The organism is Lacrimispora sp. (genome assembly GCF_031982545.1).
Taxonomy (GTDB): Bacteria; Bacillota; Clostridia; order Lachnospirales; family Lachnospiraceae; genus Lacrimispora.
Genome location: NZ_DALYXB010000014.1, coordinates 78,463 through 103,925, shown reverse-complemented (window position 1 = coordinate 103,925; position 25,463 = coordinate 78,463). Strand labels below are relative to the sequence as shown.

28 protein-coding genes are annotated in these 25,463 nt (G+C 40.9%); 6 read left to right on the top strand and 22 right to left on the bottom strand.

From position 1 onward, the window contains the following. Positions 1–3: 3 nt before the first annotated feature. From ABS301_RS21125 to ABS301_RS21115, 3 genes are read right to left on the bottom strand one after another with little or no spacing between them, the layout of a single operon-like run. Positions 4–831 carry a carbohydrate ABC transporter permease gene (locus ABS301_RS21125; RefSeq protein WP_349674082.1) on the bottom strand — a complete coding sequence of 276 codons (828 nt, stop codon included), beginning with the start codon at positions 829–831 and terminating at the stop codon, positions 4–6. Beyond that, positions 831–1,709: a carbohydrate ABC transporter permease gene (locus ABS301_RS21120; protein ID WP_349674081.1), complete on the bottom strand. Its 879-nt coding sequence runs from the start codon at positions 1,707–1,709 to the stop codon at positions 831–833. Before ABS301_RS21120 ends, ABS301_RS21125 begins: the two co-directional genes overlap by 1 nt. A gap of 35 nt (positions 1,710–1,744) precedes the next feature. Then, complete coding sequence (locus ABS301_RS21115; protein ID WP_349674080.1) at positions 1,745–3,103, bottom strand: ABC transporter substrate-binding protein; 1,359 nt, start codon at positions 3,101–3,103, stop codon at positions 1,745–1,747. Between the two features lie 149 nt (positions 3,104–3,252). Here ABS301_RS21115 and ABS301_RS21110 point away from each other — a divergent pair, with 149 nt between their 5' ends. Continuing rightward, complete coding sequence (locus ABS301_RS21110; protein WP_349674079.1) at positions 3,253–5,097, top strand: cache domain-containing sensor histidine kinase; 1,845 nt, start codon at positions 3,253–3,255, stop codon at positions 5,095–5,097. Then, complete coding sequence (locus ABS301_RS21105) at positions 5,094–5,834, top strand: response regulator transcription factor (protein WP_349674078.1); 741 nt, start codon at positions 5,094–5,096, stop codon at positions 5,832–5,834. Before ABS301_RS21110 ends, ABS301_RS21105 begins: the two co-directional genes overlap by 4 nt. A gap of 49 nt (positions 5,835–5,883) precedes the next feature. Here ABS301_RS21105 and dagF read toward each other — a convergent pair whose 3' ends face one another. From dagF to ABS301_RS21075, 6 genes are read right to left on the bottom strand one after another with little or no spacing between them, the layout of a single operon-like run. Further along, the gene (gene dagF / locus ABS301_RS21100) at positions 5,884–6,618 is read right to left on the bottom strand and encodes a 2-dehydro-3-deoxy-phosphogluconate aldolase (RefSeq protein ID WP_349674077.1); all 735 of its coding nucleotides are present in this window, start codon (positions 6,616–6,618) and stop codon (positions 5,884–5,886) included. Positions 6,619–6,621: 3 nt separating this feature from the next. After that, positions 6,622–7,752 (bottom strand): DgaE family pyridoxal phosphate-dependent ammonia lyase, encoded by a 1,131-nt coding sequence (locus ABS301_RS21095; protein WP_349674076.1) that lies wholly within the window; start codon positions 7,750–7,752, stop codon positions 6,622–6,624. Positions 7,753–7,770: 18 nt separating this feature from the next. Continuing rightward, positions 7,771–8,598, bottom strand: a complete 828-nt coding sequence (locus tag ABS301_RS21090) for a PTS system mannose/fructose/sorbose family transporter subunit IID (protein ID WP_104437840.1) — start codon at positions 8,596–8,598, stop codon at positions 7,771–7,773. A gap of 1 nt (position 8,599) precedes the next feature. After that, on the bottom strand, positions 8,600–9,349 hold the full coding sequence (locus ABS301_RS21085) for a PTS mannose/fructose/sorbose/N-acetylgalactosamine transporter subunit IIC (protein ID WP_104437841.1): 750 nt from the start codon (positions 9,347–9,349) through the stop codon (positions 8,600–8,602). Positions 9,350–9,361: 12 nt separating this feature from the next. Further along, positions 9,362–9,853 carry a PTS sugar transporter subunit IIB gene (locus tag ABS301_RS21080; RefSeq protein ID WP_349674075.1) on the bottom strand — a complete coding sequence of 164 codons (492 nt, stop codon included), beginning with the start codon at positions 9,851–9,853 and terminating at the stop codon, positions 9,362–9,364. Between the two features lies 1 nt (position 9,854). Next, positions 9,855–10,271, bottom strand: a complete 417-nt coding sequence (locus ABS301_RS21075; RefSeq protein ID WP_170072407.1) for a PTS sugar transporter subunit IIA — start codon at positions 10,269–10,271, stop codon at positions 9,855–9,857. A 275-nt stretch (positions 10,272–10,546) separates the two neighbouring features. On the opposite strand from ABS301_RS21075, the gene ABS301_RS21070 reads away from it, so the two are divergent. Continuing rightward, complete coding sequence (locus ABS301_RS21070) at positions 10,547–11,416, top strand: MurR/RpiR family transcriptional regulator (protein WP_349674074.1); 870 nt, start codon at positions 10,547–10,549, stop codon at positions 11,414–11,416. Between the two features lie 81 nt (positions 11,417–11,497). Here ABS301_RS21070 and ABS301_RS21065 read toward each other — a convergent pair whose 3' ends face one another. Then, positions 11,498–12,790, bottom strand: coding sequence for a four-carbon acid sugar kinase family protein (locus tag ABS301_RS21065; RefSeq protein ID WP_349674073.1), 1,293 nt, complete (start codon positions 12,788–12,790; stop codon positions 11,498–11,500). A gap of 264 nt (positions 12,791–13,054) precedes the next feature. Here ABS301_RS21065 and ABS301_RS21060 point away from each other — a divergent pair, with 264 nt between their 5' ends. Together ABS301_RS21060 and ABS301_RS21055 are read left to right on the top strand one after the other, a co-directional pair. After that, positions 13,055–14,839 carry a sigma-54-dependent transcriptional regulator gene (locus ABS301_RS21060; RefSeq protein ID WP_349674072.1) on the top strand — a complete coding sequence of 595 codons (1,785 nt, stop codon included), beginning with the start codon at positions 13,055–13,057 and terminating at the stop codon, positions 14,837–14,839. A gap of 64 nt (positions 14,840–14,903) precedes the next feature. After that, positions 14,904–17,543 carry a cation-translocating P-type ATPase gene (locus ABS301_RS21055; RefSeq protein ID WP_349674071.1) on the top strand — a complete coding sequence of 880 codons (2,640 nt, stop codon included), beginning with the start codon at positions 14,904–14,906 and terminating at the stop codon, positions 17,541–17,543. A 62-nt stretch (positions 17,544–17,605) separates the two neighbouring features. On the opposite strand, the gene ABS301_RS21050 is transcribed toward ABS301_RS21055, so the two are convergent. Further along, positions 17,606–18,175, bottom strand: a complete 570-nt coding sequence (locus ABS301_RS21050) for a TetR/AcrR family transcriptional regulator (RefSeq protein ID WP_349674070.1) — start codon at positions 18,173–18,175, stop codon at positions 17,606–17,608. A 154-nt stretch (positions 18,176–18,329) separates the two neighbouring features. Between ABS301_RS21050 and ABS301_RS21045 the strand changes: the two genes are divergently transcribed. Next, positions 18,330–18,839: an HXXEE domain-containing protein gene (locus ABS301_RS21045; RefSeq protein WP_349674069.1), complete on the top strand. Its 510-nt coding sequence runs from the start codon at positions 18,330–18,332 to the stop codon at positions 18,837–18,839. Positions 18,840–18,868: 29 nt separating this feature from the next. Here ABS301_RS21045 and ABS301_RS21040 read toward each other — a convergent pair whose 3' ends face one another. From ABS301_RS21040 to ABS301_RS20990, 11 genes are all read right to left on the bottom strand, one after another. Beyond that, the gene (locus ABS301_RS21040; protein WP_349674068.1) at positions 18,869–19,300 is read right to left on the bottom strand and encodes a GNAT family N-acetyltransferase; all 432 of its coding nucleotides are present in this window, start codon (positions 19,298–19,300) and stop codon (positions 18,869–18,871) included. A gap of 18 nt (positions 19,301–19,318) precedes the next feature. Then, positions 19,319–19,717 (bottom strand): hypothetical protein, encoded by a 399-nt coding sequence (locus ABS301_RS21035; protein WP_349674067.1) that lies wholly within the window; start codon positions 19,715–19,717, stop codon positions 19,319–19,321. 23 nt (positions 19,718–19,740) lie between these two features. Further along, positions 19,741–20,502, bottom strand: a complete 762-nt coding sequence (locus ABS301_RS21030; RefSeq protein ID WP_349674066.1) for a class I SAM-dependent methyltransferase — start codon at positions 20,500–20,502, stop codon at positions 19,741–19,743. Positions 20,503–20,554: 52 nt separating this feature from the next. Further along, a complete protein-coding gene (locus tag ABS301_RS21025) occupies positions 20,555–21,037 on the bottom strand; it encodes a hypothetical protein (RefSeq protein WP_349674065.1) in 483 nt (160 codons plus the stop codon). 28 nt (positions 21,038–21,065) lie between these two features. Further along, complete coding sequence (locus ABS301_RS21020; protein ID WP_349674064.1) at positions 21,066–21,854, bottom strand: class I SAM-dependent methyltransferase; 789 nt, start codon at positions 21,852–21,854, stop codon at positions 21,066–21,068. A 231-nt stretch (positions 21,855–22,085) separates the two neighbouring features. Then, positions 22,086–22,598 (bottom strand): GNAT family N-acetyltransferase, encoded by a 513-nt coding sequence (locus tag ABS301_RS21015; protein ID WP_349674063.1) that lies wholly within the window; start codon positions 22,596–22,598, stop codon positions 22,086–22,088. A gap of 415 nt (positions 22,599–23,013) precedes the next feature. Next, a complete protein-coding gene (gene rpsR, locus ABS301_RS21010) occupies positions 23,014–23,280 on the bottom strand; it encodes a 30S ribosomal protein S18 (protein ID WP_097004577.1) in 267 nt (88 codons plus the stop codon). A gap of 20 nt (positions 23,281–23,300) precedes the next feature. Then, positions 23,301–23,753 carry a single-stranded DNA-binding protein gene (locus ABS301_RS21005; protein ID WP_104437856.1) on the bottom strand — a complete coding sequence of 151 codons (453 nt, stop codon included), beginning with the start codon at positions 23,751–23,753 and terminating at the stop codon, positions 23,301–23,303. 22 nt (positions 23,754–23,775) lie between these two features. Further along, positions 23,776–24,063: a 30S ribosomal protein S6 gene (rpsF, locus tag ABS301_RS21000; RefSeq protein WP_349670140.1), complete on the bottom strand. Its 288-nt coding sequence runs from the start codon at positions 24,061–24,063 to the stop codon at positions 23,776–23,778. A 152-nt stretch (positions 24,064–24,215) separates the two neighbouring features. Then, positions 24,216–24,413, bottom strand: coding sequence for a DUF951 domain-containing protein (locus ABS301_RS20995; protein WP_104437858.1), 198 nt, complete (start codon positions 24,411–24,413; stop codon positions 24,216–24,218). Between the two features lie 47 nt (positions 24,414–24,460). Then, positions 24,461–25,450, bottom strand: coding sequence for an aldo/keto reductase (locus ABS301_RS20990; protein WP_349674123.1), 990 nt, complete (start codon positions 25,448–25,450; stop codon positions 24,461–24,463). Between the last annotated feature and the right edge of the window lie 13 nt (positions 25,451–25,463).

Here is a 25,463-nt window from a genome sequence, read left to right as displayed (position 1 = left end):
ACGTTATCCTTTCACTGCTCCGGCCGTCATACCGGATACAATATATTTCTGCCCCAGCAAATATACCAGGATTACCGGAAGGCTGGTCAGCAGAATATCTGCACAAACCAGATTCCAGTCTTTAAAATACATACCGAAAAAATTATATACGGACAATGTCATCGGCCATTTAGAAGAACTGCTTAAAAAATACAGAGGCGAAACAAATTCATTCCATGTATTTAAAAAGGTCAGTACTATCACCGTGGCAATCGCAGGCTTTAATAGTGGAAGAATGACTGATGCAAAAAGTCTCACCGGTGAGCAGCCATCAATCACGGCGGCTTCATCAAGCTCTGACGGCAGCTTTGCCACAAATCCATGAATCAGAAATACTGAAAATGGCAGCTGCATTGCCGTATACAAAAGCACAATTCCAAGTCTTGTATTATTCAGTGTAAGAAACATCATAACTTTTGTCAATGCCACATAGTTAACCGGCATGGTAATTCCAAGCACCATGTAAAGATAGAGAAAACGGTTTAATTTGGAACGGTTTCTTGAAAATACATAAGAAGCCATTGATGCAAGCACGGTACACAGGAACACACTGACTACGGAGTAGATGCAGCTGTTCATAAATGAGGTAAGAAGCTTTCCCTTTTCTATTACTACCAGAAAATTATTCCACTGTAACGGAAGTGCCGGAAGCTTCAGATTCATCTCCGACGCTCCCAGACTGTCTTTAAAAGAATTTAACAATATTAAAAGCATGGGAATAAGGCATATTGCGGTTATAATCCACGCCGCTGCATTCACTGCTGCAGCGGCAGTTTTCTTTTTTGCTTTCATTATTCCTGCACCTCGTCTTTCGTCATCAGACGGATCATGAAGAATCCGATAAACACCATAAATAAAAACATAACGGATGAAAGAGCCGTACCTATGGCATATTGACCAGTGCCGAATTTTTTAAATACTGCCGTATAAAGAACCTCTGTCGTAGCCTTACCCGGACCACCATTTGTTAACGCATAGATCATGTCAAAGACCTTAAGACCGTAGATCACATTTAAAACAGTGGTTGTGGCCAGAGTTGGTAAAAGCAGCGGCAGCGTGATGAACCGGAATTTCTGCCATCCAGAAGCTCCGTCGATACTGCACGCCTCATAATAATCCGAGGAGATAGACAGGATTCCGGCAATTAAAATCGTCATGATGTATCCGGTGCCGCGCCAGATATCCACTGCCATTACCGACTTGAATGCGTACGCGGGACTTGTAAGCCATGGTTTTGCAAGACCACCAAGACCGATACCTTTAAAAAATGTGTTTAACAACCCGGTTGACGGATTTAAAATAGAAGTGAAAATCATTCCCAGTATCAGGGTGGACAGCACAGAGGGCATAAACATAACACCCCGGTGAAAATTCAAAAAGCGAATGGACTTTGTAAGCAGAACTGCAAGCGCAAGTCCCAGTATATTTTTTATAACAGTTGTGCCAAGAGTGAATACCAGAGTGTTTTTCATAATCTTTAGATAATTTCCGTCAGCGGAAAATACAGTCTTAAAATTTTCCAGCCCCACAAACTTCAGCTGGTCTGAATAAGATGACCAGTCCGTAAAAGAATAACCGATTCCAATCACTCCGGGAAGGACAAATAACACCGAATAAAGGAGCAATGCCCCAGCTGCAAACCACGTAGGATATATCTTTTTTCTATTCATCGTATTCACTCTCTTTCAACTGATCTTCCATGCTGTCATTTCCAGTCGGGATCGCCTGCTGCCTTCGCCTGCTGGACTCTCACTTCATCAATGGATGCCAGAACTTCCTCCGGAGACATTTCTCCCACGATCATGGCAGACAAATTTGCTCCCATCTCACTCCACTGCGGATTTACATATTTTACAGCTGTCTGAATTACAGTACCTTTTTTATCATATCTGTTATAGAAATCCTGAATCGTATCTGTATACATGCTGGGTGCGTTGTTAAATGGAAGTTTGTTGAACTTACCTACATGTTCAGTCAGGTACTTAAGATTTTCTTCCTTTGCCAGGAATTCTAAGTACTGCTGTGCTTCAGCTGCGTGCTTGGAGCCGCTGAATATAAATCTTGCAGGACCTGCCGGGTTCACGTTTAATGTCTGGTTGTCAGCCAGCGGAATTACAAAATAGCCAATGTCATCCACTGCAATCTCAGAGTTAACCTTATTCACTTCGACTCCAAACCCCTGATTGGCCACTGTCATCGCATATTTACCGGAGGCTATGTTTTTTGCTGAATCAGCATAGGTATTGGACATGTAGTCTTCTCCCCAGTATCCCTTGGCAACCATGTCATTTATCTGGTCCAGAATTGTCATCATGGTTGCATTTCCTTTGAAAGTCGCCTGGTTGCTGTTCCATTTATCAACTATGCCAGGTTCTGCTGTTTCAGCCTCAACACCTGCCTCAGGCAGCCATAATGTATGATGCCATCCATCTGACACACACTCATAGATCGGAGTAATTCCTGCTGCCTTAATGGTATCGCACACTTTTTGGAAGCTTTCATAATCTTTTGGAATCTCCAGATTCAGTTTTTTGAAAATCTGTTTATTATAACCGATTGCCCATACAGAAGATACGTCCTGTATCGGCTGCCCATATAGCTTACCATCTACAGACAACTGATCCGCCACCAGTGGTTCAACCTGGCTTCCCCATGAGGTTTTTGTTAAATCCACCGCATTTTTTTCCACATTGATCTGAGCCTTAATATCAAATTTACCGCTCTGTGCCCCAAAAATATCCGTGCACTCCCCGGTGTTTAACTTTGTCATCAGAAGATTCACATACTGATCCGATGGAATAATCTGATAATCAACCTTGATTCCTGTTTCCTGTGTGAATTTCTTGGACAGTTCAATTTCTGCATCCTGAATCCAGTCCTGGCTGGCCATAAAAGAAAGAGTAACTCCACCTTTTTCCGACGCAGCAGATGTCTTCGCTTCCCCAGACGTGCTTTCTCCTGCAGCCGTACTTTTCTGCGGAGCATTCTCCTCTTTTGAACAACCGGAAAATGAAAGGGCAGCGGCCAGAGCCAGACTGAATACAGCTAACTTTTTTAACTTCATAAAAAATACCTCCCCAAAATTAATTGTTGACTTTTATCATGTTATCTGTATTATATAGTGTAATATACACATTTTTGAATGAACATTTTGATCTGTTTTCATGTATATTTTTAACCAACGGAAAAAATTATAGGAGGAAAGGGCTGAAAATGACAGCGAATAAAACAAAAAATATTAAGAAACGCAGCATAATGTCAACACTTTTTCTTCCCTATACTGCTTTATTCATTGCAGTAATCCTGGCATTTACGGTTCACACAGTTTTTAGTGAAACCGGCAAGATAAAGGTAAATGCCTTTTCTTCCCTACAGAATAATGCCGCCATGATTATGGGCAGCTTTGATTCCGTCATTCACGACCTTGATACTGTATCTCAGAATATTATTTATTCCAACCTGATCAAAGAAAAATTTGGTATGTATATCAATTATCAGGACAACACCTTAAGTTCAGATGAAATTTATGAAAACATTAATAACACTAAAATCCTGTTCGACCTGATTATCGCCATGATCGGTCCCAATTCTCCCGCCGATCAGACTTACCTTTATTCCCTTGATTATGGCAAATTTGGAGTAGGTCTTGATAATCATGCATCAAAGGAACGGGTGAGTGAAAAAGACTGGTGCAGTAAGGTGGTTGAGGCGAAGGGCAAGAAATATATATACTGCGATAAAGACGACACTCTTGGACGCTTTTATTCGTATTCGGGTGATAATTATTTTGTATCACTCTGCCGCTTGTATTACAGCCCGCTCAATGTTCCACAGGGAATTGTAGAGGTCAAAAAATCCTTTAAAAGTATAGCAAATACAGTAAATACCTTTAACAGCCCGTATCAGGAAGATGTATACATTTTCAGTCCGGAAGGGAAGACCATCTATACGACTGGCAGCTCCGGCACACCAGACAGCTATTACAAATTGATACAGGCCCAGCAAAGCAAACCCGCCAAAAGCTCGGGGGTAAATCCCATATATTTAAAATCCCAAAATAAATACATCATTTACTCTTCATCTGATTATACCGGTTTTACTACAGCTCTTGTTATTGATAACCGCATGCTGATGCAGCCGGTTCATCAATACTTAAACACAGCTTTTATACTTCTGTTTATCGTCATGCTCGTAACCGTTATGGTGTCCTATTTGATTTCACGGAGAATTGCCACTCCGCTTTATAAAATCTACCACCAGGTACGTGCATTCCAGCTGACAGGAGAAGAAAAAGACACTACTGAATTTGAGGAAATGGAAATTGGCATTACAGAGGTGAACACCTTATACCAGGCTCTGTTAAAAATGCAGAGACAGGCGAGGAAATCAATGGAACGGGAACTTCAGCTTCAAAACAGTGACATGCAATCCAGAATGCTGGCCCTGCAGGCGCAGATGAACCCTCATTTTCTATACAACTCTCTGGCTACCATACAGGCAATGGCGGACGAAAACATGAACAGCGAGATTATTCTCATGTGTCAGACCATTTCCAGAATCCTGCGTTATATCTCTTCCGACAGCGAACAGCTGGTCCTTTTAAAAGATGAACTTGACCATACCAGTGATTATCTGGAATGCATGAAGGTGAGGTACTGTGACTCTCTTCAATTTGAATTTGACATACCGGAAAAAATGCATCAGGTCCGGCTTCCAAAACTCTGCCTCCAGCTGATCGTGGAAAATGCAATCAAATATTCGACTAAATCAAGTCCACCATGGAGTGTGAAAATTCTTGGTATTATGACCAACACCTATTGGGAGCTGCAAATCCGGGACAATGGTCCTGGCTTTTCCAGTGAAGACCTGGAAAAACTGCAAAACCAGATTAACCTGATCGAGAAAAACGGCGTTCTGCCCAATCTGGAAATAGACGGGATGGGATTGATGAATATTTACATCCGATTTAAAATCCTCTACCACGGCAATCATATATTTAGACTGAGCAACAATGTACCCCATGGAGCCATTGTTGTCATAGGAGGAATGATCCCTTGAAATATTCTGTTTTAATTGTTGAAGATGAAGCCTTAATTGCCAGAAATATAGCCAGAAGAATCGAACAGTTAAATCCCGCTTTTGAGGTGACAGCCATTGCAACCAATGGTCTGGAAGGTCTGGATATGGCGAAAGAACATCTGCCCAATGTAATTTTCACAGACATACGGATGCCGGAGATGGATGGACTTGAGTTAGTCCGAAATATACACGAAAAATTTCCGTTTATCTTATGTGTGATCATCAGCGGATATACAGATTTTGAATACGCAAAAGAAGCGCTCCTGTACGAGGTGAGCAATTATTTACTGAAGCCAGTCAATTATGAGGAACTGGAAAAGACACTGGCTGCCCTGGAAACCAAGCTTCTGGCTGCCCTGGACCGGTTTGACTCCGTAACACTCCTTCATTCCTCAAACAGGGCAAAAGAAATCGTGGAATTGATAAAAGAATACATTCACAAGAATTATCAGACTCAGATCGATTTCACCACACTGGCTTCTGAATTTGGTTTTTCTGTGCCTTATTTAAGCAAAATATTTTTCAAATACACAGAGATTACACCTTCCAAATATTTAAGAAACTACAGACTTAATATAGCAAGGCAGCTTCTTCGCAATCCGGATCTGTCCATTGCCGATATAAGCCAGCTGACCGGTTACCTTGACCCGTTTCATTTCAGTAAAACCTTTAAGCATGTTTATGGAATCAGTCCCAGTGAATACAGAAATGAATAAGATTAAAAAAGCTGTTTTCCCGCCCCGCAGACAGGAAAACAGCTTATATTTAATCTAAAATCTCCCGAATCATATCATAAAGTTTCACAACATCGGAAATTCTCGTTGCTCCCGTTTCTTTATCAATTATCGAAGAATATACATGAGGAATAATGTGTTCCACTCCTGCATCAACTGCAATCTTTAAAATCTCAGAAAAATTATCAAGATCAATTCCTCCGGTTGGCTCCAGTCCGAATCCGCTCTCTGCACAGGCTGTGGCTACCGCCTCAAACTCCTCTTTTACCTTTAGTCCGCCCATGGGAAAATACTTTAAGGAATCGGCTCCCTGCTCCTTTGCCATTGCAATTGCAGTTTTAACCGGAACGATTGCCGGCTCCATATCTTTACAAAGCGGACCAGTTGAGATTTTAACATAACCCACTTTACCGCAGGGAGCAACCATGGAATTTAAAAATGGTCCCTCACCCGTTTTGGCTCTGGTATATCCGCCTGCCGTAAAGGTCTGGTTAATATGCTTTGGCTTAATCTGCCCGGATATATCCGCAACTGCTTTCCATTGTCCGGGATTTCCTGCACCCAGGCCAACGGAAATATTATTGTCTACTGCTTTCTGATATCGTTTCATATCCTCCACTGCTTGTTCCACATCCGGATAATTTGCCGACAAAATCCCAACTGCAACATGACCCCCTGCAGCCTCATAAATTGCCTTAGCATTATCAACGGAATTTGTCAGACAGTTTAAGCAGACTCTTCCTTTGTAAAAATTTAAACCTTCCATCTTCTATTTCCCTCCATTTACTGATTTGTGAATCTCTTTAAGCCTCTGTTCAATGATTTCCAGTTCTTTCTCACTGTTTAAAGGCCTGGGATCAATTGCGATGGAACCGATATTTGCCTGATAATCTCTGGTAAAGATGGCTACATCTCCCCGTTGCAGCTCTCTTACCACGTCTTTGGCATTCATCCCGTATTGCTGGGGATTAAAATCAATTTTACAACGGAATATCTCTCTTCCCGCCTCATCCTTAATAATTGATGTTTTGCAGCCTGGTATCTCCCCTACACATGCTGCAAACCGTTCCAGCTCTTCTTTGGAGACAGGGCTTGTCTTTCCCCCGGCAATATATTCTTCCACTGCCGTTACAAGTCCCATGGTGCACTCTTTCCCCACCTTCATGGCTCTGCCGATGCCTTTGTACTGGAGTCTCATGTTGTCAGCCAGTTCTTTTGTCTTACATGCAACGAAACCGCTGGTAGGGCCTTCAATGGCTTTTGCACCGCTGTAGCATACAAAATCCGCACCCATGGCTGCATAGATGTTTAAATCTTCTTCTGCTGCCGCATCCACGATACATGGAATCCCAAGACGTTCTGCCAGCTCAATAACAGATCTGGCTTCCGGCATTTCCTTTTGAACGCAGTGATGGGATTTGACAAAAAGAATTGCCAGCGTATCCTTGGTTACTGCCTGTTGAATATCTTCTACAGAAGCTCCGTTGGCATATCCTGCTTCAACGATTTTCCCTCCGGCAATCTGTACCATCTCTGCAACCGGCGCCCCAAAGTCCACGTTATGCCCTTTTAAAATAATAACTTCCCTTTTCGTAACAGAAGGCAGAAGGTCAAAAAGGTGTTTTACTTTCTGTAAGTTTCCTCCGCAGATCAGGGAAGCTACTGCAAGTGCGATTCCGGCAGAGGCGCTGGATGTAACACAGGCATCGGCAGTTCCGATAAGATCCCCGATTCTTCTGCCTGCATAGACATAGAGATCGTCAATTACCACATAGTTGCCGGCTGCCTCCACCAGTGTTTCCCCCACACCTTTCGATATGGTGGAAACACCCAGCTTTGTCATTCTACCGGAAGCATTAATCACGGCCTGAAGACCGCTTTTACTGTATATGTTTTCCATGATTACTCCTTAAGACCATTACAGAATTCCAAGCAGAGAAGTAATGACAGATACTGCCACGACTGTAAGCAGGATTCTGTTGTAATACGGTCCTTTCTTTCTAAGATAAAAATAGATGATAAACACGGCTGCCAGAGGAAGAAGACCTGGTGCTACCGTATTCAGTATGTCCTGTACCACAATCTGCGTTCCGCTGGAAAAACCAAACTTCAAAGGTGTTGAAATGGTGACGTAGCTTGCGGATAATGCCCCCATCATGGTAAGACCGATGACATTTGCTGTAAAAATAATGGATTTCATCTTGCCGCCATGAAGCAGTGATACCACAGACTTTTTGCCTAATGTGTAGCCATTATGAATCAGCCAGTAAGCAATTGCAATGGTAATTGCCGGATACAGGATCAGCGGCATAATGCCTCCCAGTGCAGAACCGCTGCTTGCAAAAGGTAAAAAGATAGAAATGATAATCGGCATGATTGCTGCCCATACGATTGCATCACCCATTCCTGCAAGCGGTCCCATCAGTCCGGTTTTAATACCCGTAATTGCCTCGTCTGTTACATTCTCTCCATTGGCCTTTTGTTCTTCCATGGAAATGGCAATTCCCTGAATGATGGCTCCAAAGATTCCTTCTGTGTTAAAGAAAACCAGGTGACGTTTTAAGGCTGCACTCAGTTCCTCGTCGGTATCATACAGCTTCTTTAAAACCGGCGTCATGGACGCACAGAATACAAGACTCTGCAGACGCTCGTAGGAATTGGAAAGTTCTGCGCCTGCATAATAGATCCACATGGATTTGGTAATATCTTTTTTATTCAGTTTTTTTACCTGTGTCTGCTCTCCCATTTTAAATCGCCTCCTCCTTTAACTGGAATAAACCTAACAACAATGCAACGCAGGTTGCAAAAATTGCTACAGCCATGGTATCAAGTTTTAAGTACATAACTGCGAAAAATCCTGTTATAAAGAACGGTATCAGTGACTTCTTTCCAATTACGGATAAGGTAATGGCAAAACCAAGAGCCGGAAGAATTCCTCCCATGATTTCAAAGGAATGCATCAGCCACTGAGGAAGAACTGCGATCAGCTTCTCTACTGCTGTTACACCAAAAAAGTCAATTGCAAAAACGATTGGAAAACGAATTACCAGTCCTGCGATAGCCGGGTAAAGAAACGCTGCCCTTAAAATTCCTTTTGTATCTGCTTTTTCCGCATACCGGTCTGCCATATGAACCCAGACTGCATTGGTACTTCTTCTTAACTGATCCACAAATACTCCAATGACTCCAAATGGAATCGCCAGAGCAATGGCAACCTCAGGAGACATATTGGACATTACTCCAAGAGGAATTGCAATACATCCTGCAAGAGCAGGATCACTTGGCACATTGCCGCCGGGAGTGGATGTAACCCCTAAATAAACCAACTGAAGTCCTGCACCAATCTTCATGGCCAAAGGCATGTTTCCCGTCAGAAGCCCTACAAAAACACCAATGACAACTGGCTGAAGAAGCATGGAAGAAAAGGTATACCCAAATCTCAAACGGCAGAACCAATAATAAAACCCCATACATACAGCTAACATCAACACACTCATATCATACTCTCCTTAGTTATTGTATTTTTTTAAAATGGTGTGAAAATCCTGCGGTACATCTTCCGGAATCGTCTGGAAGATAATCTTTACTCCTGCCTCCTGTAACGAAATCAACTTTTCCACATCTGCATCATCTAAAGTGATATTCTGAAATACCACTTTCCGGTTCGGAGCTCCCCCCAGCCCTCCTACCTGAATATCAGTGACCTTAATTCCTCCTTCATATACTTCCTTCATGCTTGCTAAATCCGGAAGCAGTAAAAGTATCCGGCCACTGCCAAACTGGTCTTCATTCCAATTCTTTACTGCGTCTGCTCTGCTTAAACACTCTACCTTAACCCCCGCTGGTGCTGACATTAAGTAGATCTCAAGCATAAATTCATCCGCAGCCAGACTGTCGCTTACTACAACAATCCGATTGGCCTGCGACTGATTCACCCACTTGGTCATAACCTGTCCATGAATCAGTCTGCTGTCAATTCTGCATAATACAATCTCTGCCATTTTAACTCTCCTTTTTTTCCATTGACTTAGTGACCTCACCGATCACATCAATGATTGATGACTGCCCCTGCTGCAAAACCACATCGAAGTTACAATCTCCGGTGTACTGGATCTGGGTACAGGCTTCAATCATGAGCGGCGCATTCAGTCCCGAAACCACCTTAATATTCCGCTCCCGTCCGATTTTAGCACCTGCATTGGTGGTTGTTCCGCCAAATACATCCGTAAAAATCAGGGACTTCTCCGGCATACCGGCTGCATATTCATCCACCTTGGCGTAATACTCTGCAAACGTAACCTCCGGCAAAAGCGGAATCTCATGAACAAAATCAACGCTTCCCATAATCATTTTCAGACTTTCCGTCAGCGCCTTTCCCCATCCTCCGTGAGTTAAGAGCAAAATCTGCGGTTTCTCCATCTCGTACCTCCTTATTTATCAGTTTTGTATATCCTTTAGTCATTCGAATTGTAGCATACTACATTTTTCATGTCAATAATGTATTTATATTATTTTCACAGTTTTAATTATGTATTTTGCTACTTTTTTGTAATTATAACTTTTTTAATCAAGGAATATTGAATTATAAATCAGAATTATGATATACTTAATCTGAAATTCACTACATAACTGCTACAGAAATAACAAAACGGCTTCCCTTTTCCGGGAAGATTGAAAGGAAGGCTGTATTTCAAATGACAGAAAACTATGAACTTTTTACCTTAATGGCCCGTATAGACGGCATGTCCAACCAGTTCACCAAAACAGACTGGAAAATAGTACAATACATTAAAAAATCTACCTTGAAATTTATTGAACTCAGCGCTCAGGAACTGGCAAAGGAGATCGGAACATCCGATGCCAGCATTATCCGTTTCGCTCAAAAAGTAGGATACTCCGGCCTGAATGAATTAAAATATACGATGCAGAAGGAAATTGACAAAAGTTCTTCCTCCGTAAACCATTCCGACTACTCCGCTCTGCTTAATGACTACAAGATGCTTCTGGACAGCCTGTTTCATTTAACCAATCCAACAGACATCAGCCACACCAGAGAATTGATGTTAAAATCACGGCGGATCTTTATTATCGGACTGAACTTTAATCAGAATATAGCGGAAATAATTGCCCATAAATTTATGACACTGGGTCTTACCGTACAGGCACTTACCAACTATGATACACTGAAGCTATACCAAAGTCTTTCTCAGGAGACGGATCTCTTTATCACCATTTCTCTCTCCGGCAATCACAAACAGCTGGCTTCCATACTGGCTGATTTAAAGAAAAATGGCAGCAGCGTCCTGCTCATCACCAATTATGAGAAGTCTCTCTGTTCTCCCTATGCCAATATCATCCTGGTGATTCCGAAGACAGACCTGCTCTTTAGCAGCAATACCATAACAAGGGAAATCCTGATACTGGTTCTATTTGATATGTTATTCCATGATTTCCTTTCTGAGGATGTAAAATCATTCCAGTTTTTTCAAAAGGCTGCATCTTATTCCAGATTAAACAGCGATGATACCAGAGATGGTCTGCAAAAATTCATGGATCTTCTCTAAACTTATTTGCATATGAAAAAGAGCCCGTGATTTTACAGGAATTTAAGTTTCTGTAAAACCGCGGGCTCTTTTCAGCCTTGGTCAGTAATTTATTTCAATAGCCACGTGCTCAGACTCCATGGGGTGTAAAAAATACTTCCTTGATAAATCAGTAAAAAGAGCTTCTTGTCCAAATCCACCGGATTTTGAAATTAATTTTATGTTTTTCCCTTTATAAAGAGCTTCTGAAAGCACGACTCCCTTCTCTAATTCACAGATGGGCGAAATAGCTTTAATCCCTGTCTGCTTTGCAAACTGATAAAGGAGATCACCTCCCATAAGAAAAGCAGTGGCTTTCAGTTCCTTATCTAACAATGCTTCAATCATATATCCCATAACAGAGACAATTTCTGTCCGAAGCTGTTCCTGTGTAATCCCATTTTCTTTTGCATATTGATAAGTAGCTTCCGGTTCTCCTGGGCCGTTAGCATTTAAGATAACAACCGGATTCTCCTCACAGGAACGCAAAATCTTATTTACCAGAGCATTGTCAGACCCTTTTCCGATCCAGGAACGGTCAAGCTTTTCTTTTGGCGACAGAACGTACTGGGGTACACCTTTTTGACTGGCATCCTCGCACTGGGCAAGTGACACTGGGTGAATACTGCCACAGGCGATGAACATATGAGGTGATAAGACTGGAGTTACAGGCTTTCTGCCCTGTATACCCAGCATTTTAGGAAGGAGAGCCGCGAACCCTGCGCATCCTGCCAACAAGCAGGAAGCCTTTCCTGCCATTAGCGTAAGGGCGATCCTTTCCATATCCTTAGATGTGTGGGAATCGTGTATCAGAATGCCTTCCTTGTCCTTCCATTCTTCATTTTCCAATTGATTAATTACATGAGTAGGAATCAAGGTCTGTGAAGATATAATACTTGGAATATCAGAATAAAGAACCGGATCAAACGGATCATTCCCAAAGATACTTTCCGCTATTGGTATCCCATCTGCATAATGGACTCCGTTTTTTGTTATTCGACCCATCTCAGGATAGGCAGGAATAAAATGAATCTGTTTAAAACCGCTGGCATCAAGTACTGCTGAAAGCTCCGCTCCAATATTACCCCGAAGCACAGAGTCTGTTTTTTTATATATATAGGGAATTCCGGCATTTCTCGCCCGCTGGGTTATGGAAAACACTGTTTTATACGCCTGTTCCTGGTTTAAATGGCGGGTCTCGGTATTTATAACCAGAACGTCAATATCCTGAGTAAAATCGGACATATTAAAATCAGAATCCAGAGTCACATAGGTTGCTGCCCCGTCAGCTGAAAGCTGAACGCCCGTATCCAGTGCTCCTGTGAAGTCATCCGATATTATCAATAATTTAATCATATTTCTACCTTTTCCAGAATTATTAATTGATCAGGTTCTTAGTAAGACACCTTTATTTTACACATCATACCATACAATCAATTTTGAGAAAATAAACTCAGGGTCTGTTTTGGTTTATATATGAAACACGTGGAAAAAGAATTACTATTATTCCTAGTAAATGTATACATTTTTTATAAATATATAAATACTGCACAAATTATGGTATAATGAATCTCAGATTTGTGTTTCAAATAAGAACGTTATATGATAAGGAGGATACCCATGTCTGATAAGATACGAATTCTGGCAATTGCACCTTATGAAGGTATGAAATCTATTATGTCAAAGCTTGCAGAGGAATATCCAAGCATCGAATTGAATATCCTGGTGGGCGATCTTAAAAAGGGTGTGGAAATTGCCCAAAGTAACTTTTATGAGAATTATGATGTGGTAATTTCCCGTGGAGGTACAGCAAAGCTGTTGCGGCAATCCATCTCTCTGCCTGTTATTGAAATCCATACATCGGCATACGATATACTTCGTACGTTAAAGCTCTCCAATGCAGACACGAAAAAGGTTGCCATTGCCGGTTTCTCCAGCATAACAGAACAAAGTCAGTTTCTAAAAGAGGTTCTTCCCTACCCCATCGATGTTTTTTCCATCAACTCTACAGAAGAGGCTTTACCAATACTAAAACAGATTGCAGCTCTTGGTTATGAAGCAATACTCTGTGATATGATTACTTATACAACGGCGAGAAACCTTGGTATGGATGCATTTCTTCTTACCTCCGGAGTGGAAAGCATACGGGATGCCCTTCATACTGCACTTGAATATTGCAGGTACTACACTCAGCTAAGAAGTGAAAACAACTTTTTCAGAAGCCTTGTCAAGCTAAGAGATATGCGTACCGTTGTTTTCGACAATGACGGGAAGCTGATCTTTTCAACCATATCAGAAACTGATACAACAATTATCGATTCTCTGCACTTGGAAATTAACAATATACCTCTGGATGAAAAGCGCAATTTAATTTTCAGGAAGAACAACCTGATCTACTCTGTGCAGGCTCAGCGTCTGCTTTCTGCAGGAACCGGTTATATAGCCTTTTACATTACCGTAAACAAAGCTCCTTCAAATGGTGCAAAAAGCGGCATTCAATACAGCAACCAGAGAGAGATTGAAAAAGAGTTTTATGAAAGCATATACAGCGTCACTAATTTTTTCGCCCAATTTTACAAAACCATTGATCAGGTTAACAAGGATTTATATCCGGTCATCATTACCGGAGAGGAAGGCACGGGAAAGGAACAGATTGCCAAGGCCATCTATCTGCGCAGCTCTGTTAAGGATCAGCCATTTATTGAAATAGACTGCAGCTTATTAAATGAAAAGGTGTGGGAATATTTAACCAGTCACCACAATTCCCCTCTCTGCAGCAGCGGGAACACCATCTTTATAAAGAACATGAATTTATTAAGCGAAGAACGGCAGAGACAGCTTTGGATCAATATAATCGATACCGATGCCTGCAAGCGAAACCGGCTTCTTATCTCCTTTCTCTGCAACTCCTACGGCATTACGGATTCCGGTTCCATGGAATTTATTAACCGGTTGAAATTATTTGTTTTTACGCTTCCTACACTCAGAGCAGATGTTTCCCGGATAGAGCCGATAGCAAATCTCTATTTAAATCAGCTGAATATGGAAAACGATAAACAGGTTCTGGGTTTTTCACCAGATGCCATGGAAGAATTGCAGCGCTATCACTGGCCTTATAACTACATGCAGTTCAGCCGGGTAATGAATAATCTCTTTGTCCTGTCCCAGGGACCATATATTGGAATCGAAGAAGTAAAAGAAGTATTACACAAGGAAGTCACTCTCACCTCCGCCTCTGCAAACGGTTATATGAATATGCTGAATTTATCCCAACCACTGAATAAAATCAACCGGGAAGTAGCGCTCATTGTACTGGATACCCAGAATGGGAACCACACAAAAGCCGCCAAAAGTCTGGGAATCAGCAGAACAACATTGTGGAGACTGATTAACTCTGATAATTAAAGAAAAAAAGGGATACACTAACCATCATTGATTAGCAAGACATAAACAATATAGGAGAAAAACAATGCAAAAAGAATACTTATTGGAATCCAATGAAGTTATAAAACAGCTTGATTCATCTCCTCATGGACTTTCAGAAGCCCAGGTTCGGGAACGTCAGGAGAAGTACGGCTTAAACAGATTAAAAGAGGGTAAAAAAACAAGTCTTTTTAAGAAATTTTTAAAAGAACTGGCCAACTTTATGACGATTGTACTGATTGCTGCTGCAGTAGTTTCGGGAGCTACATCCATGTATTCAGGAGAAAGCATGATTGATACTGTCATTATCCTGATCGTAGTGGTGATTAATGCAATTCTTGGTGTCTATCAGGAATCCAAAGCTGAATCTGCCATAGCATCTCTTCAGGAAATGACGGCTGCCACATCAAAAGTTTTCCGAAACGGCAAGCTTGAAGTCATCCGCTCCGAGCAGCTTGTGCCTGGCGACATCATCACTTTGGAGGCAGGAGATTCCGTCCCTGCCGATTCCAGAATATTGGAAAGCGCAAGTCTAAAGGCAGAAGAAGCCGCACTGACAGGTGAATCCGTCTCAGTTTCCAAGCATAGCGATGTGTTAGAAACCGGAAAAGGCGAAGTAGCACTGGCAGACAGAAAAAATATGATTTATACCGGTTCTACAATCGTTTATGGCCGGGGTAAGGCAATCGTCTGCTACACCGGTATGGAGACGGAGATCGGCCATATCGCCGATGCCCTTAATACTGCAAAAGACGAAGAAACTCCCCTACAAATCAAGCTAAATCAGCTTTCCAAGGTGTTGTCCATTATGGTTCTGGGGATCTGCGCCTTAATGTTTGCTGTAAACATCATTCGAATTGGAGTCTCCGGCAGCGGCATTCATCTGGAAGAACTGATTGATACTTTTATGATTGCTGTTTCACTTGCTGTTGCCGCAATACCGGAGGGTCTGGCAGCTGTAGTCACCATTCTCCTATCCATCGGCGTGACTAAAATGTCCCGTAAACACGCGATTGTCAGAAAGCTGACAGCCGTTGAAACCTTAGGCTGCACCCAGATCATCTGCTCTGACAAGACCGGAACCTTAACACAAAACAAAATGACGGTGGTAGAGCACGCCACGTCAGATGAACCCCTTCTTATGACTGCAATGGCACTGTGCTCCGATGCAGTCCTTGACCCGGACAGCCTTCAGGCGGTAGGAGAACCTACGGAATGCGCTTTGGTAAATGACGCATATAAAAATAACTTATCAAAGCCGGTACTAGCCAAAGATTATGAAAGAATCGGAGAGGCACCCTTTGATTCCGTAAGAAAAATGATGTCAACCGTGCACAAAAAGAAGGACGGCTCAATAATCCAGTTTACCAAGGGCGCACCGGACGAGGTATTAAAACGCTGCAGCCATGCGTTTATAAATGGAAACATCGTAGCCATGACAGATGATATCCGCCATGATATCATTAAGGCTAACAAAGCAATGGCAGACCGGGCACTCCGGGTTTTATGCGCTTCCATGCGAAACTGGGATCAGTCTCCCCATGACTTTTCACCTGAAGTGCTGGAGAATGAACTGATCTATCTTGGCCTCTCCGGCATGATTGATCCAGTCCGTCCTGAAGTAAAGGCGGCGATTAAGGAATGCCAGAATGCCAGTATTCGCCCGATCATGATTACAGGCGATCACAAAGATACTGCCGTAGCCATAGCAAAGGAACTGGGTATTCTTGAAAATGAGAGCATGGCTATCACCGGCGGGGAGCTGGAAAAACTATCCGATGAGGAACTGGAGAAAAAGATTACCAGCTTTTCGGTCTATGCGCGGGTACAGCCAGAGCACAAAGTCCGTATTGTGAAGACATGGAAGAAGCTCTCTAAAGTAACTGCCATGACGGGAGATGGCGTCAACGATGCTCCAGCCATTAAAGAAGCCGATATTGGTGTGGGAATGGGAATCACAGGAACTGACGTTACAAAAGATGTTGCTGATATGGTTCTGGCAGACGACAATTTTGCTACCATTGTTGCGGCAGTCGCCGAAGGGCGAAGGATTTATGACAATATACGAAAAGCAATCCAGTTCCTGCTTTCCTCTAACCTGGCAGAGGTAATTGCAGTATTTGTAGCCAGTCTCATTGGCTTTACCATCTTAAAACCAGTTCATTTGCTTTGGATCAACCTGATCACTGATTGTTTCCCGGCCATTGGTCTGGGTATGGAAGCAGAAGAAGCAGATATTATGAAACGAGCCCCCAGAGACCCAAAAGACAGTATTTTTTCTGATGGCGTTGGTATCGAAATCGCTTTACAGGGTTTTGTCATTGCACTCCTGACCTTAATCGCATACTTCGTAGGCCATTATGTGGAAAGTGGTGTTTGGGAAATTGCCCAAAGCGCAGACGGCATGACAATGGCTTTCCTTACATTGTCTCTCCTTGAGATGTTTCATTCGTTTAATATGCGTTCCAGAACTCGTTCCATCTTTCATCTGAAAACAAAGAACAGCTTTTTAAATGGTTCCCTGCTGATGTCGTTTATTTTAACAACCGCCGTTATTTACGTTCCTTTTTTAAGAAAAGCATTTTCTTTTGAGCATATCTCACTTCTGGAGTATGCCGTGGCTGTGCTGATTGCAGTTTCAATCATACCGATTATGGAAATCGTAAAATTAATAAAACGCAGATAATAACAGGCTGTCGGATTCATCTGTTTCTTACTTGGAACAGATTGATCTGGCGGCCTGACTATTTACTCTCTGGGATAGTTAAATACTTTTGCCAGATACATAAAAAGCTGAGTATGTCTGGTCAGCTCCTCGTATCCATCATTTTTCAGGCACCATTTCATTGCAGTCAGCACAAGAGATGCATATTGATTCGACAAATAATCTAATAGTTCTATGGACTTTCTATTTGTCTTTAACTGTCTCTCATAAAAGCTCTCTTGAAGGAAATTGTACATATCCTCATATAAGTGAATGGTTTCTGTATGTATTTCAAAAAGCGCCAGAATTTCTTCTCTCCTGTCAGATAGAATCTGATACATTGGTTTAATAATCATAATGGCATCTTCCATTTTATCGCATTCAAGTCTGTCCATGACTCCCACTTTTAAAACATCAAATACGCCGTTGCAAAGAGATTCTGCCAACTGATATTTATCCATATAATGCTTGTAGAATGTAGAACGATTAATGAGTGCACGGTCAAGAATATCCTGAACCGTTATTTTATGAAAGTCCTTTTCTTTCAGCAACGAGAGAAATGAATTCTCAATGTTTTTTCTGGTTTTTCTCACGCGCAAATCATTCTGGTTCATGAGTACTCCTTTCCAGACAACAATTTAATACATTCAATATAGATAAGCAACATTCTGTATCTTATTATAGCTTATTACTATAACAAGTAAAATTCTGTTGATTGAAACTTTCCGTCATTTGATTAAAATAAAATCAAAAAGGAGAGATAAAATTATGAATGAGTTAAGATGGTTTACCTGGCTATTTCCGTTATTATTTATTGTACACGATATGGAAGAGATTATGAGAGCAAAACAATGGTGTAAAAAAGGATTAAGACAATTTATTCCCCTTCCCATCACACCCTTTGGCAACACTAACAACACAGCAGCTTTTTCCGTTGGGGTATTTGAAGAACTTATTTTGTGGATGTCTGCCACTTTACTGGGAAACATCACCGGTTTTTATGGATTATGGTATGGTCTGCTGACAGCAAACATTATTCATCTGGTTCTATTCCACATTATCCTCTTACCTTTATCTTACCGGCATTACGTGCCTGGCGAAGTCACGGCATGGCTGACTCTGTTGCCCTGTTGCTACATCCTGATTCTTGCGCAGAGGATCTTAAATTACTCAGTCATAGAGATTACACTTTGGGTCATTGTCGGCCTGGTTTTTGCTTTCGGAAATATGAAAATTCTTCATAAAAACATGCATCAGCTGGAAAGACTTATTGGATAATCGGATTAAAATACATGAGGCAGCCCAAACTATATTTTTTTAATCAAAAACATTTCCATGGGCTGCTCATATCCCGGGATATTAATAATTAATCCGCCGCTATCCTGATACCCCGATTTTCTATAGAAATGCTGAGCATCTTCATCCACCTGGGTAGACGTCATCAGCATTCCATATCCCATTGACTTCATATCGTTTTCCCAAAACTCCATTAATTTCCTTCCATAGCCCTTATTACGACTATCAGAGTTAACATAAAGCATTGTACAAAATGGAGTATTATCCCAAAAGAGATTATATCTTAATAAGCCATACGGGATATTATTTTCTAACAGAACATACCCCATTTTATCCCTGATCTTTTTTTCAAATTCAGTCTTCGGCAAATGTTTATCAAGCTTTAGCCAGAAATTTCTATCTTCTTCCTGTACATATCTTATACTCACCATCGGAATCTTCACTCTGCCTCCTGATATCTCTCAACAATAATCCTCATATTCTTCATTTGTCATTAACCGGTACCCATTCTCTTCTTCCCATATAAACTCGACATCTTCTAATGAAGCCTCCCATACCGCATCTGGAATCACTCTTCGAAGGGAAGTCAGCCACTCTATGAGAAAGAATAATGCCTCTGTCTGCATTTCCACTATTTCATCATCCATACCATTACCATCATCACACGGATATGGAAGCTTCACAGCACCAGAAAAAATGCATGTGGGTTCAGCCAGATCATAGGAGTACTGGCACAGCGTCTCGCCTCTTCCCGGGAAGGGATAATTTTCTTCGCATTCTTTTAAAATCTGATCAATCTTCTCCTGCTCTGACTGGGTAAGAGGGTAGTTTCTATTTGCCTGATAATAAATACTTGTCATAATCCCGCTCCTTTTCAAATAACTTACTTTCTCAATATTATCATGCTATGTAAGCTATATCCTAACAAACTTTTATCTTCACAGGTTTTTAAATGAAATTGATACCACTTATTAAAACTTTCCTCATCAGCAACATTGATTTTATCAGAAAGTAAATAATTTATTCCGTCTACGGCAAGATGGCAAACAATTTCCGTATGAAAACTCAATGCCATTTCCTCTATTTGATAAGGAGCCATATATAGGAACATCCCATCTGTAGTCCTGTTTTCAAACCATTTCTCCGCCTGATCCATGTTTTTCAACTCATCATCCAACTCAACAATAACTCCAGCCATCGTATTAATGTAGGAAATAATCAACAATCCACCTGGTTTTAACACACGCAGACATTCTTTCATGATACCCGATCTTATCTCATCATTAACATGATAAAACGCTCCCATACATAGTACTGCATCGAAACTATCATCACAAAACCTTGAAAGATCCAGCATATTTCCAACATATATATCTTTTAATACAGGATTACTCTTTTGCTTCTCACGAATAATATCAATATTACCAGGAACGATATCTCCTGCAATAACCTCATATCCTAATTCAGCCAAAGGAAACGCATAGTTTCCAGTCCCTGCACAACCATCTAATAAAAAAGCCCCTTCTTTAATAAACTTCTTTAAATAATGCATACTGGTCAGCCATTCTATCTTATGGCTATTATTTCGAAACAGCCTGCCATCTTCATCGTATGCTTTATAATAATTAATAATTTCGCGTTCCATGACCCCTCCACCTAATTCACTTTTTGATTTAGCCAAAACGCTTAATTTTATATTACTCTGTAATTTTTAAATAGTAGCATACTTTATCATTCTTTTCCCGCTGTTTATTCCATGTACATTCAATCGCATCCTTAACATTTTTTGCATCCTGAAAATCTGCTTGTCTTTTTTTACAATGTTCCGCAAGCAGTTCATCACTTATATCAAGATATATCAGCACTTCGCAATCCAACAGTATTAAAGTGAATAATGGGTGTCCGGGTTTCACCGTTACCCTCTCTCTGACCAGCCTGCCAGCAAAGTCACCAATTTCTTTCGTCCATGGTTTCTGGCATAAATGCGCTTCCTCTTCTTCGGTTAATTGGGGCCACAATTCATCATCCATATCCACAGTCTCTGGAATCAGCTCATGTAATGTAGACTTTCCGCAACAAGTAGTAGCCATGATACAAATACGGTCATTTTTGTGTTTATCAAATATTTTTTTCAAGGAATCTACCGTTTCTTTTGCTGATGTATTTATTTCCATATTCATCTGTTCCCCTCTTTGTTTGTTTATGCTATTAATCCTGCGGCTTTCTTGCAAGCTGCAAATCTATGGTATCATAGATTGTAATTTTACCTCCCAGATTGTCTATTGCTGTTTCAATCTCTGAAAAGAACTTTGCTCTTATGCTTTCTTCAATTGCTATATGGTCAGAGTAAGTACCAAGAAGAGATGTATATTCTTTCGCAGTAAAAGTTCTTGTTCTATGATATACTTTATAACTTATGTCAACAAAGCCGTATTGACTCGCTATATAAGCACGTTCTTTCGCTGCATTTTCGCTATATTCATTATTGTTACGTGTCCCGGGCATGTATACAGAATAAACCTTTTGAATCGCATTATGTATTTCCTCTCTCCCCTTATCCTTATACGGATGGTTGGCAAAGCGTGCAAATACACCACCACTTTTTAATAGTGCAAAAACTTTCTTATATCCAACTTCCTCTGGTATCCAGTGGAATGCTGATGCTGAATATATTAAATCACATGTATTGTCTTCGCATTTAAAGTCCTCAAACTTTGCTGCTATCGCAGAAAAATTTGGGTATTCCTTAAATATATTACGACATAATTCAGCCAGGTTTGTACCATACTCCACAGCTATCAGGTTACAGCCCGTTTTTAAAATTGGTAATGTCGCCTGACCACCTCCAATTCCAATCTCCACTACATTACTGGACTGATTAATTGGGATATAATTGAAAATATCTTTATATAACTCTGGAACGTATCCCGGACGTAATTTTTCATACTTTTCTGCCACTGTATTAAAGGTCCATTCCAATCCTTGAATTACCGACATGACATTCCCCCTTATCCTATATATGTTGATATTAAAGCAACGTAATCATATAAGACTAAGCTTATCATCTTTATCTATATATTTCTATATAATTGAGCAGAAATCTTTATAACTACCTCCACCAGCAGAAATGAACCCATATTAAATCGCATTGCTCTATTTTCGTCCTCCAGAGCCAAAAGAGACATCGTACTCACTGTTCTATTTCCGTAAAGATTTCTCACTTGTGCACTATTTTTGGCTCTTAATAATATAATTATGCTCTTGTTCAGTAGAACTAACCAATTTAAAATTACAATTGCTCAATACTTTAATAGAACCAATATTTGTTTTTAGAACTTTTGCAGTTATACCTTTAGCGCCTTGAAGTCTACAAGCCCAGTTTATTAATGTTTCTAAAGCCTCAGTCATAAATCCTTTCTTTCTGTAATTAGGTGAAATACTGTATCCAACTTCTGAATAACCATCTATATCTGGTGCCCCTTTAAACCCTATAAACCCTATTCCTTTTTGATTCTCCTTATTAATAATCAACCAATATGTATACCATTCATGAATATCTTCGTTAATATTATGCATTTTCATTAGTTTCTTTGAAATTGCAAATATAGTGGAATCTAATATTGCTTCTAATTCAATTGAAGTTTTAATCTTATCAATATTATTATTATTTATATATTGTAATTCCTGAAAAGATAAAGGTTTCAAGAATAATCTTTCAGATTCTAAACATTTCTTATTCAACTTAGCACCCCCGTTTTTTAAGTCTCACATGTTACAGAATATACAATAACAACAAAAAGGACGACATAAGCCATCCTTTTATTATATTTAGCAGTGTTCTCTGCCATTGAGATGAGTTTTACGTCTTTATTCCGGCTTATCTATTAATATTATATTGAATAAACATAATTTCTTCAACACCAACTCAAAAATAAGTTTTGCAGCTTCTCCACATCACCAGTACGAATATTTCTATATAACACTAATTTCTTCTATAAATCAAATATAAAAAAGACCTCACACTTTCATGTGAAGTCTTTCTATATCACGAAACTTTCTTCCCGTCCAATACTTCGTCCGAAAAAATCATCCCGATTTGAGTAAATTTTGAGTAAAACTCCTTTACCCTATCCGCAAACCCTTATCAAATAAGGATTTACTCCATAGTGTAAGGCATAAGAGCGATATGTCTAGCTCTCTTGATTGCAACAGTCAGTGCTCTCTGATGCTTAGCACAGTTGCCAGTGATACGTCTGGGAAGAATTTTTCCTCTTTCAGACACGTATCTTTTTAATTTATTTACATCTTTATAATCGATAACGCCATTCTTCTCGCCGCAGAATACGCATACTTTTTTTCTTCTGCGCATGCCGCCTCTTCTCATCTTAGCGCCATCAGCTTTATCATTCCTGTTAAATGCCATTGGTATACCTCCTGTTAGATTTAGTTGAATGGAAGTCCTTCGTCTTCGACTCCATCCGGGATATTCATAAATCCATCGCCGATTGCACTGGAGGGAGCTGGTCTGGAGGTTGGCTGATAGCCACCGCCTTCACCTGGAGCGCCGCCCTTGCTGTCTGCGAATTCCTGATCTTCTACAACGATATCTGTTGTATATACTTTTACGCCGTCTTTATTCGTATAACTTCCAGTCTGGATCCTTCCGGAAATCAGTACTCTCATACCCTGACGGAAATACTTCTCTGCAAACTCACCTGCTTTGTCAAATGCTACACAGTTGATAAAATCAGCGGTCTGCTCATTGCCGTCCTGACTTCTGCGGCTTCTGCGATCAACAGCAAGGGTATACCTTGCGATGGCCATAGCACGCTCGCCCTGGGAATATCTTACTTCTGGATCACGGGTCAATCTGCCCATAAGGATTACTCTGTTCATACGATCACGCTTTCTTTATCTATTATGCTTCTTGTTTCACGCATAAGTATCTGATAACCGGCTCCATAATACGAACGTTTTCTTCTAATTCGTTCGGTGTATTGGACGCGCCATCAAATTTGATGAAGTAGTAGAATCCTTCTTTCATTTTCTGAATTTCGTAAGCTAATCTCTTCTTACCCCATTCATCAACGCCAGTTACAGCTCCGCCGAAACGAGTAATGTAACCATTAATCTTTTCCATGGCAGCTGCTCTCTCTTCATCTTCGAGCTTTGCGTTCAGAACAATCGTTAATTCATATTTGTTCATGCTTGTTTACCTCCTTGTGGTCTCTGGCCCCTGACTTCAGTTTCAGGAGCAAGGATTAATATGTGTCACGGTACAGTATTATACCGGAAATTTATGATAAAAGCAAGTCCTTTTCCTACTTTCATTACTTTTTTCTTAATATAATAGGGATTTTATGATTTTGGCTGCCCATCTTTTCCCTTTAATCCCCTGGTATTCTTCTCCACCAGCTTCCTGGGTACCATAATCTGATGGCCGCATCCCGTGCATTTTAAACGAAAATCAGCTCCAACACGCAGAATTTCCCATTCCTGGCTCCCGCATGGATGCTGCTTTTTTAATTTTACAACATCTCCAACTTCATAGATCATATCATACACCTGTCCCGTACGTTTTATTTTCTCTTTCAAATAAGACGCTATTTTAAAATAATATCAATTTCCTTCAGTTCCTGTTCGGTAAAAGACAGATTCTCCAGACATGCAGCATTATCTTTCAGCTGCTTTACGCTGCTGGCTCCTATTAAAACTGAGGTCACAGCTGGTTCCCGAAGAACCCAGGAAAGTGCCATCTGCGCCAGTGTCTGTCCTCTACTTCCGGCCAGCTCATCAAGACGTCTGATTTGCTCAAGCCGTTCCTCAGTCAGATAACGTCCGCCAATGGTAGTTCCCTTTCTGGCAGCCCTGGAATCCGCCGGAACACCATTTAAATACCGGTTTGTCAAAGCTCCCTGCGCAAGAGGGCTGTAGCAGATGCACCCGGTTCCCTGTTCCAGCAGTGCTCCAAACAAACCATCTTCCGCTCCCCGTTCCAGCATGTTGTATCTTGGCTGATCAATGAGACACGGAACTCCCATATCTCTTAACATGGAGATCGCTTTTACCGCTTCCTGCTCACCATAATTAGAGATTCCTGCATAAAGAGCTTTTCCCTGTTTTACAATATCTGCCAAAGCCCCCATGGTCTCCTCCAAAGGAGTTTCCGGGTCCGGTCTGTGATGATAGAATATATCTACGTATTCAAGCCCCATGCGTTTTAAACTCTGATCCAGACTGGACATTAAATACTTTCTGGAACCCCAGTTTCCATAGGGGCCAGGCCACATATCATATCCAGCTTTTGTAGAGATAATCAGCTCATCCCGATAAGGAAGCAGATCACTCTTTAAAACTGTTCCAAAATTCTCTTCCGCTTTTCCAGGTGCAGGAAACCCATAATTATTAGCCAGGTCAAAATGGGTAATTCCCATGTCAAATGCACTTAAAAGAATTTCTCTCTGTTCAGATACCGGTTTTTCCAGTCCAAAATTCTGCCATAATCCCAGAGATACCATGGGAAGCATGATTCCACTTCTTCCGCAACGCTTGTACTTCATTGTGTCATATCTGTTTTCTGCTGCCTGATACATCGTTTTGCTCTCC

Bases quoted from the DNA above. Each gene is read 5' to 3' on its own strand.
- ABS301_RS21045 (WP_349674069.1), top strand. From the start codon at position 18,330: ATGAATGAGTTAAGATGGTTTACCTGGCTATTTCCGTTATTATTTATT.
- rpsR (WP_097004577.1), bottom strand. From the start codon at position 23,280: ATGGCATTTAACAGGAATGATAAAGCTGATGGCGCTAAGATGAGAAGA.
- ABS301_RS21095 (WP_349674076.1), bottom strand. From the start codon at position 7,752: ATGGAAAACATATACAGTAAAAGCGGTCTTCAGGCCGTGATTAATGCT.
- ABS301_RS21060 (WP_349674072.1), top strand. From the start codon at position 13,055: ATGTCTGATAAGATACGAATTCTGGCAATTGCACCTTATGAAGGTATG.
- ABS301_RS21120 (WP_349674081.1), bottom strand. From the start codon at position 1,709: ATGAATAGAAAAAAGATATATCCTACGTGGTTTGCAGCTGGGGCATTG.
- ABS301_RS21125 (WP_349674082.1), bottom strand. From the start codon at position 831: ATGAAAGCAAAAAAGAAAACTGCCGCTGCAGCAGTGAATGCAGCGGCG.
- ABS301_RS21115 (WP_349674080.1), bottom strand. From the start codon at position 3,103: ATGAAGTTAAAAAAGTTAGCTGTATTCAGTCTGGCTCTGGCCGCTGCC.
- ABS301_RS21085 (WP_104437841.1), bottom strand. From the start codon at position 9,349: ATGAGTGTGTTGATGTTAGCTGTATGTATGGGGTTTTATTATTGGTTC.
- ABS301_RS21050 (WP_349674070.1), bottom strand. From the start codon at position 18,175: ATGAACCAGAATGATTTGCGCGTGAGAAAAACCAGAAAAAACATTGAG.
- ABS301_RS21005 (WP_104437856.1), bottom strand. From the start codon at position 23,753: ATGAACAGAGTAATCCTTATGGGCAGATTGACCCGTGATCCAGAAGTA.
- ABS301_RS21110 (WP_349674079.1), top strand. From the start codon at position 3,253: ATGACAGCGAATAAAACAAAAAATATTAAGAAACGCAGCATAATGTCA.
- ABS301_RS20990 (WP_349674123.1), bottom strand. From the start codon at position 25,450: ATGTATCAGGCAGCAGAAAACAGATATGACACAATGAAGTACAAGCGT.
- ABS301_RS21035 (WP_349674067.1), bottom strand. From the start codon at position 19,717: ATGACAAGTATTTATTATCAGGCAAATAGAAACTACCCTCTTACCCAG.
- dagF (WP_349674077.1), bottom strand. From the start codon at position 6,618: ATGGAAGGTTTAAATTTTTACAAAGGAAGAGTCTGCTTAAACTGTCTG.
- ABS301_RS21030 (WP_349674066.1), bottom strand. From the start codon at position 20,502: ATGGAACGCGAAATTATTAATTATTATAAAGCATACGATGAAGATGGC.
- rpsF (WP_349670140.1), bottom strand. From the start codon at position 24,063: ATGAACAAATATGAATTAACGATTGTTCTGAACGCAAAGCTCGAAGAT.
- ABS301_RS21070 (WP_349674074.1), top strand. From the start codon at position 10,547: ATGACAGAAAACTATGAACTTTTTACCTTAATGGCCCGTATAGACGGC.
- ABS301_RS21020 (WP_349674064.1), bottom strand. From the start codon at position 21,854: ATGTCGGTAATTCAAGGATTGGAATGGACCTTTAATACAGTGGCAGAA.
- ABS301_RS21075 (WP_170072407.1), bottom strand. From the start codon at position 10,271: ATGGAGAAACCGCAGATTTTGCTCTTAACTCACGGAGGATGGGGAAAG.
- ABS301_RS21055 (WP_349674071.1), top strand. From the start codon at position 14,904: ATGCAAAAAGAATACTTATTGGAATCCAATGAAGTTATAAAACAGCTT.
- ABS301_RS21080 (WP_349674075.1), bottom strand. From the start codon at position 9,853: ATGGCAGAGATTGTATTATGCAGAATTGACAGCAGACTGATTCATGGA.
- ABS301_RS21065 (WP_349674073.1), bottom strand. From the start codon at position 12,790: ATGATTAAATTATTGATAATATCGGATGACTTCACAGGAGCACTGGAT.
- ABS301_RS20995 (WP_104437858.1), bottom strand. From the start codon at position 24,413: ATGATCTATGAAGTTGGAGATGTTGTAAAATTAAAAAAGCAGCATCCA.
- ABS301_RS21025 (WP_349674065.1), bottom strand. From the start codon at position 21,037: ATGAATATGGAAATAAATACATCAGCAAAAGAAACGGTAGATTCCTTG.
- ABS301_RS21090 (WP_104437840.1), bottom strand. From the start codon at position 8,598: ATGGGAGAGCAGACACAGGTAAAAAAACTGAATAAAAAAGATATTACC.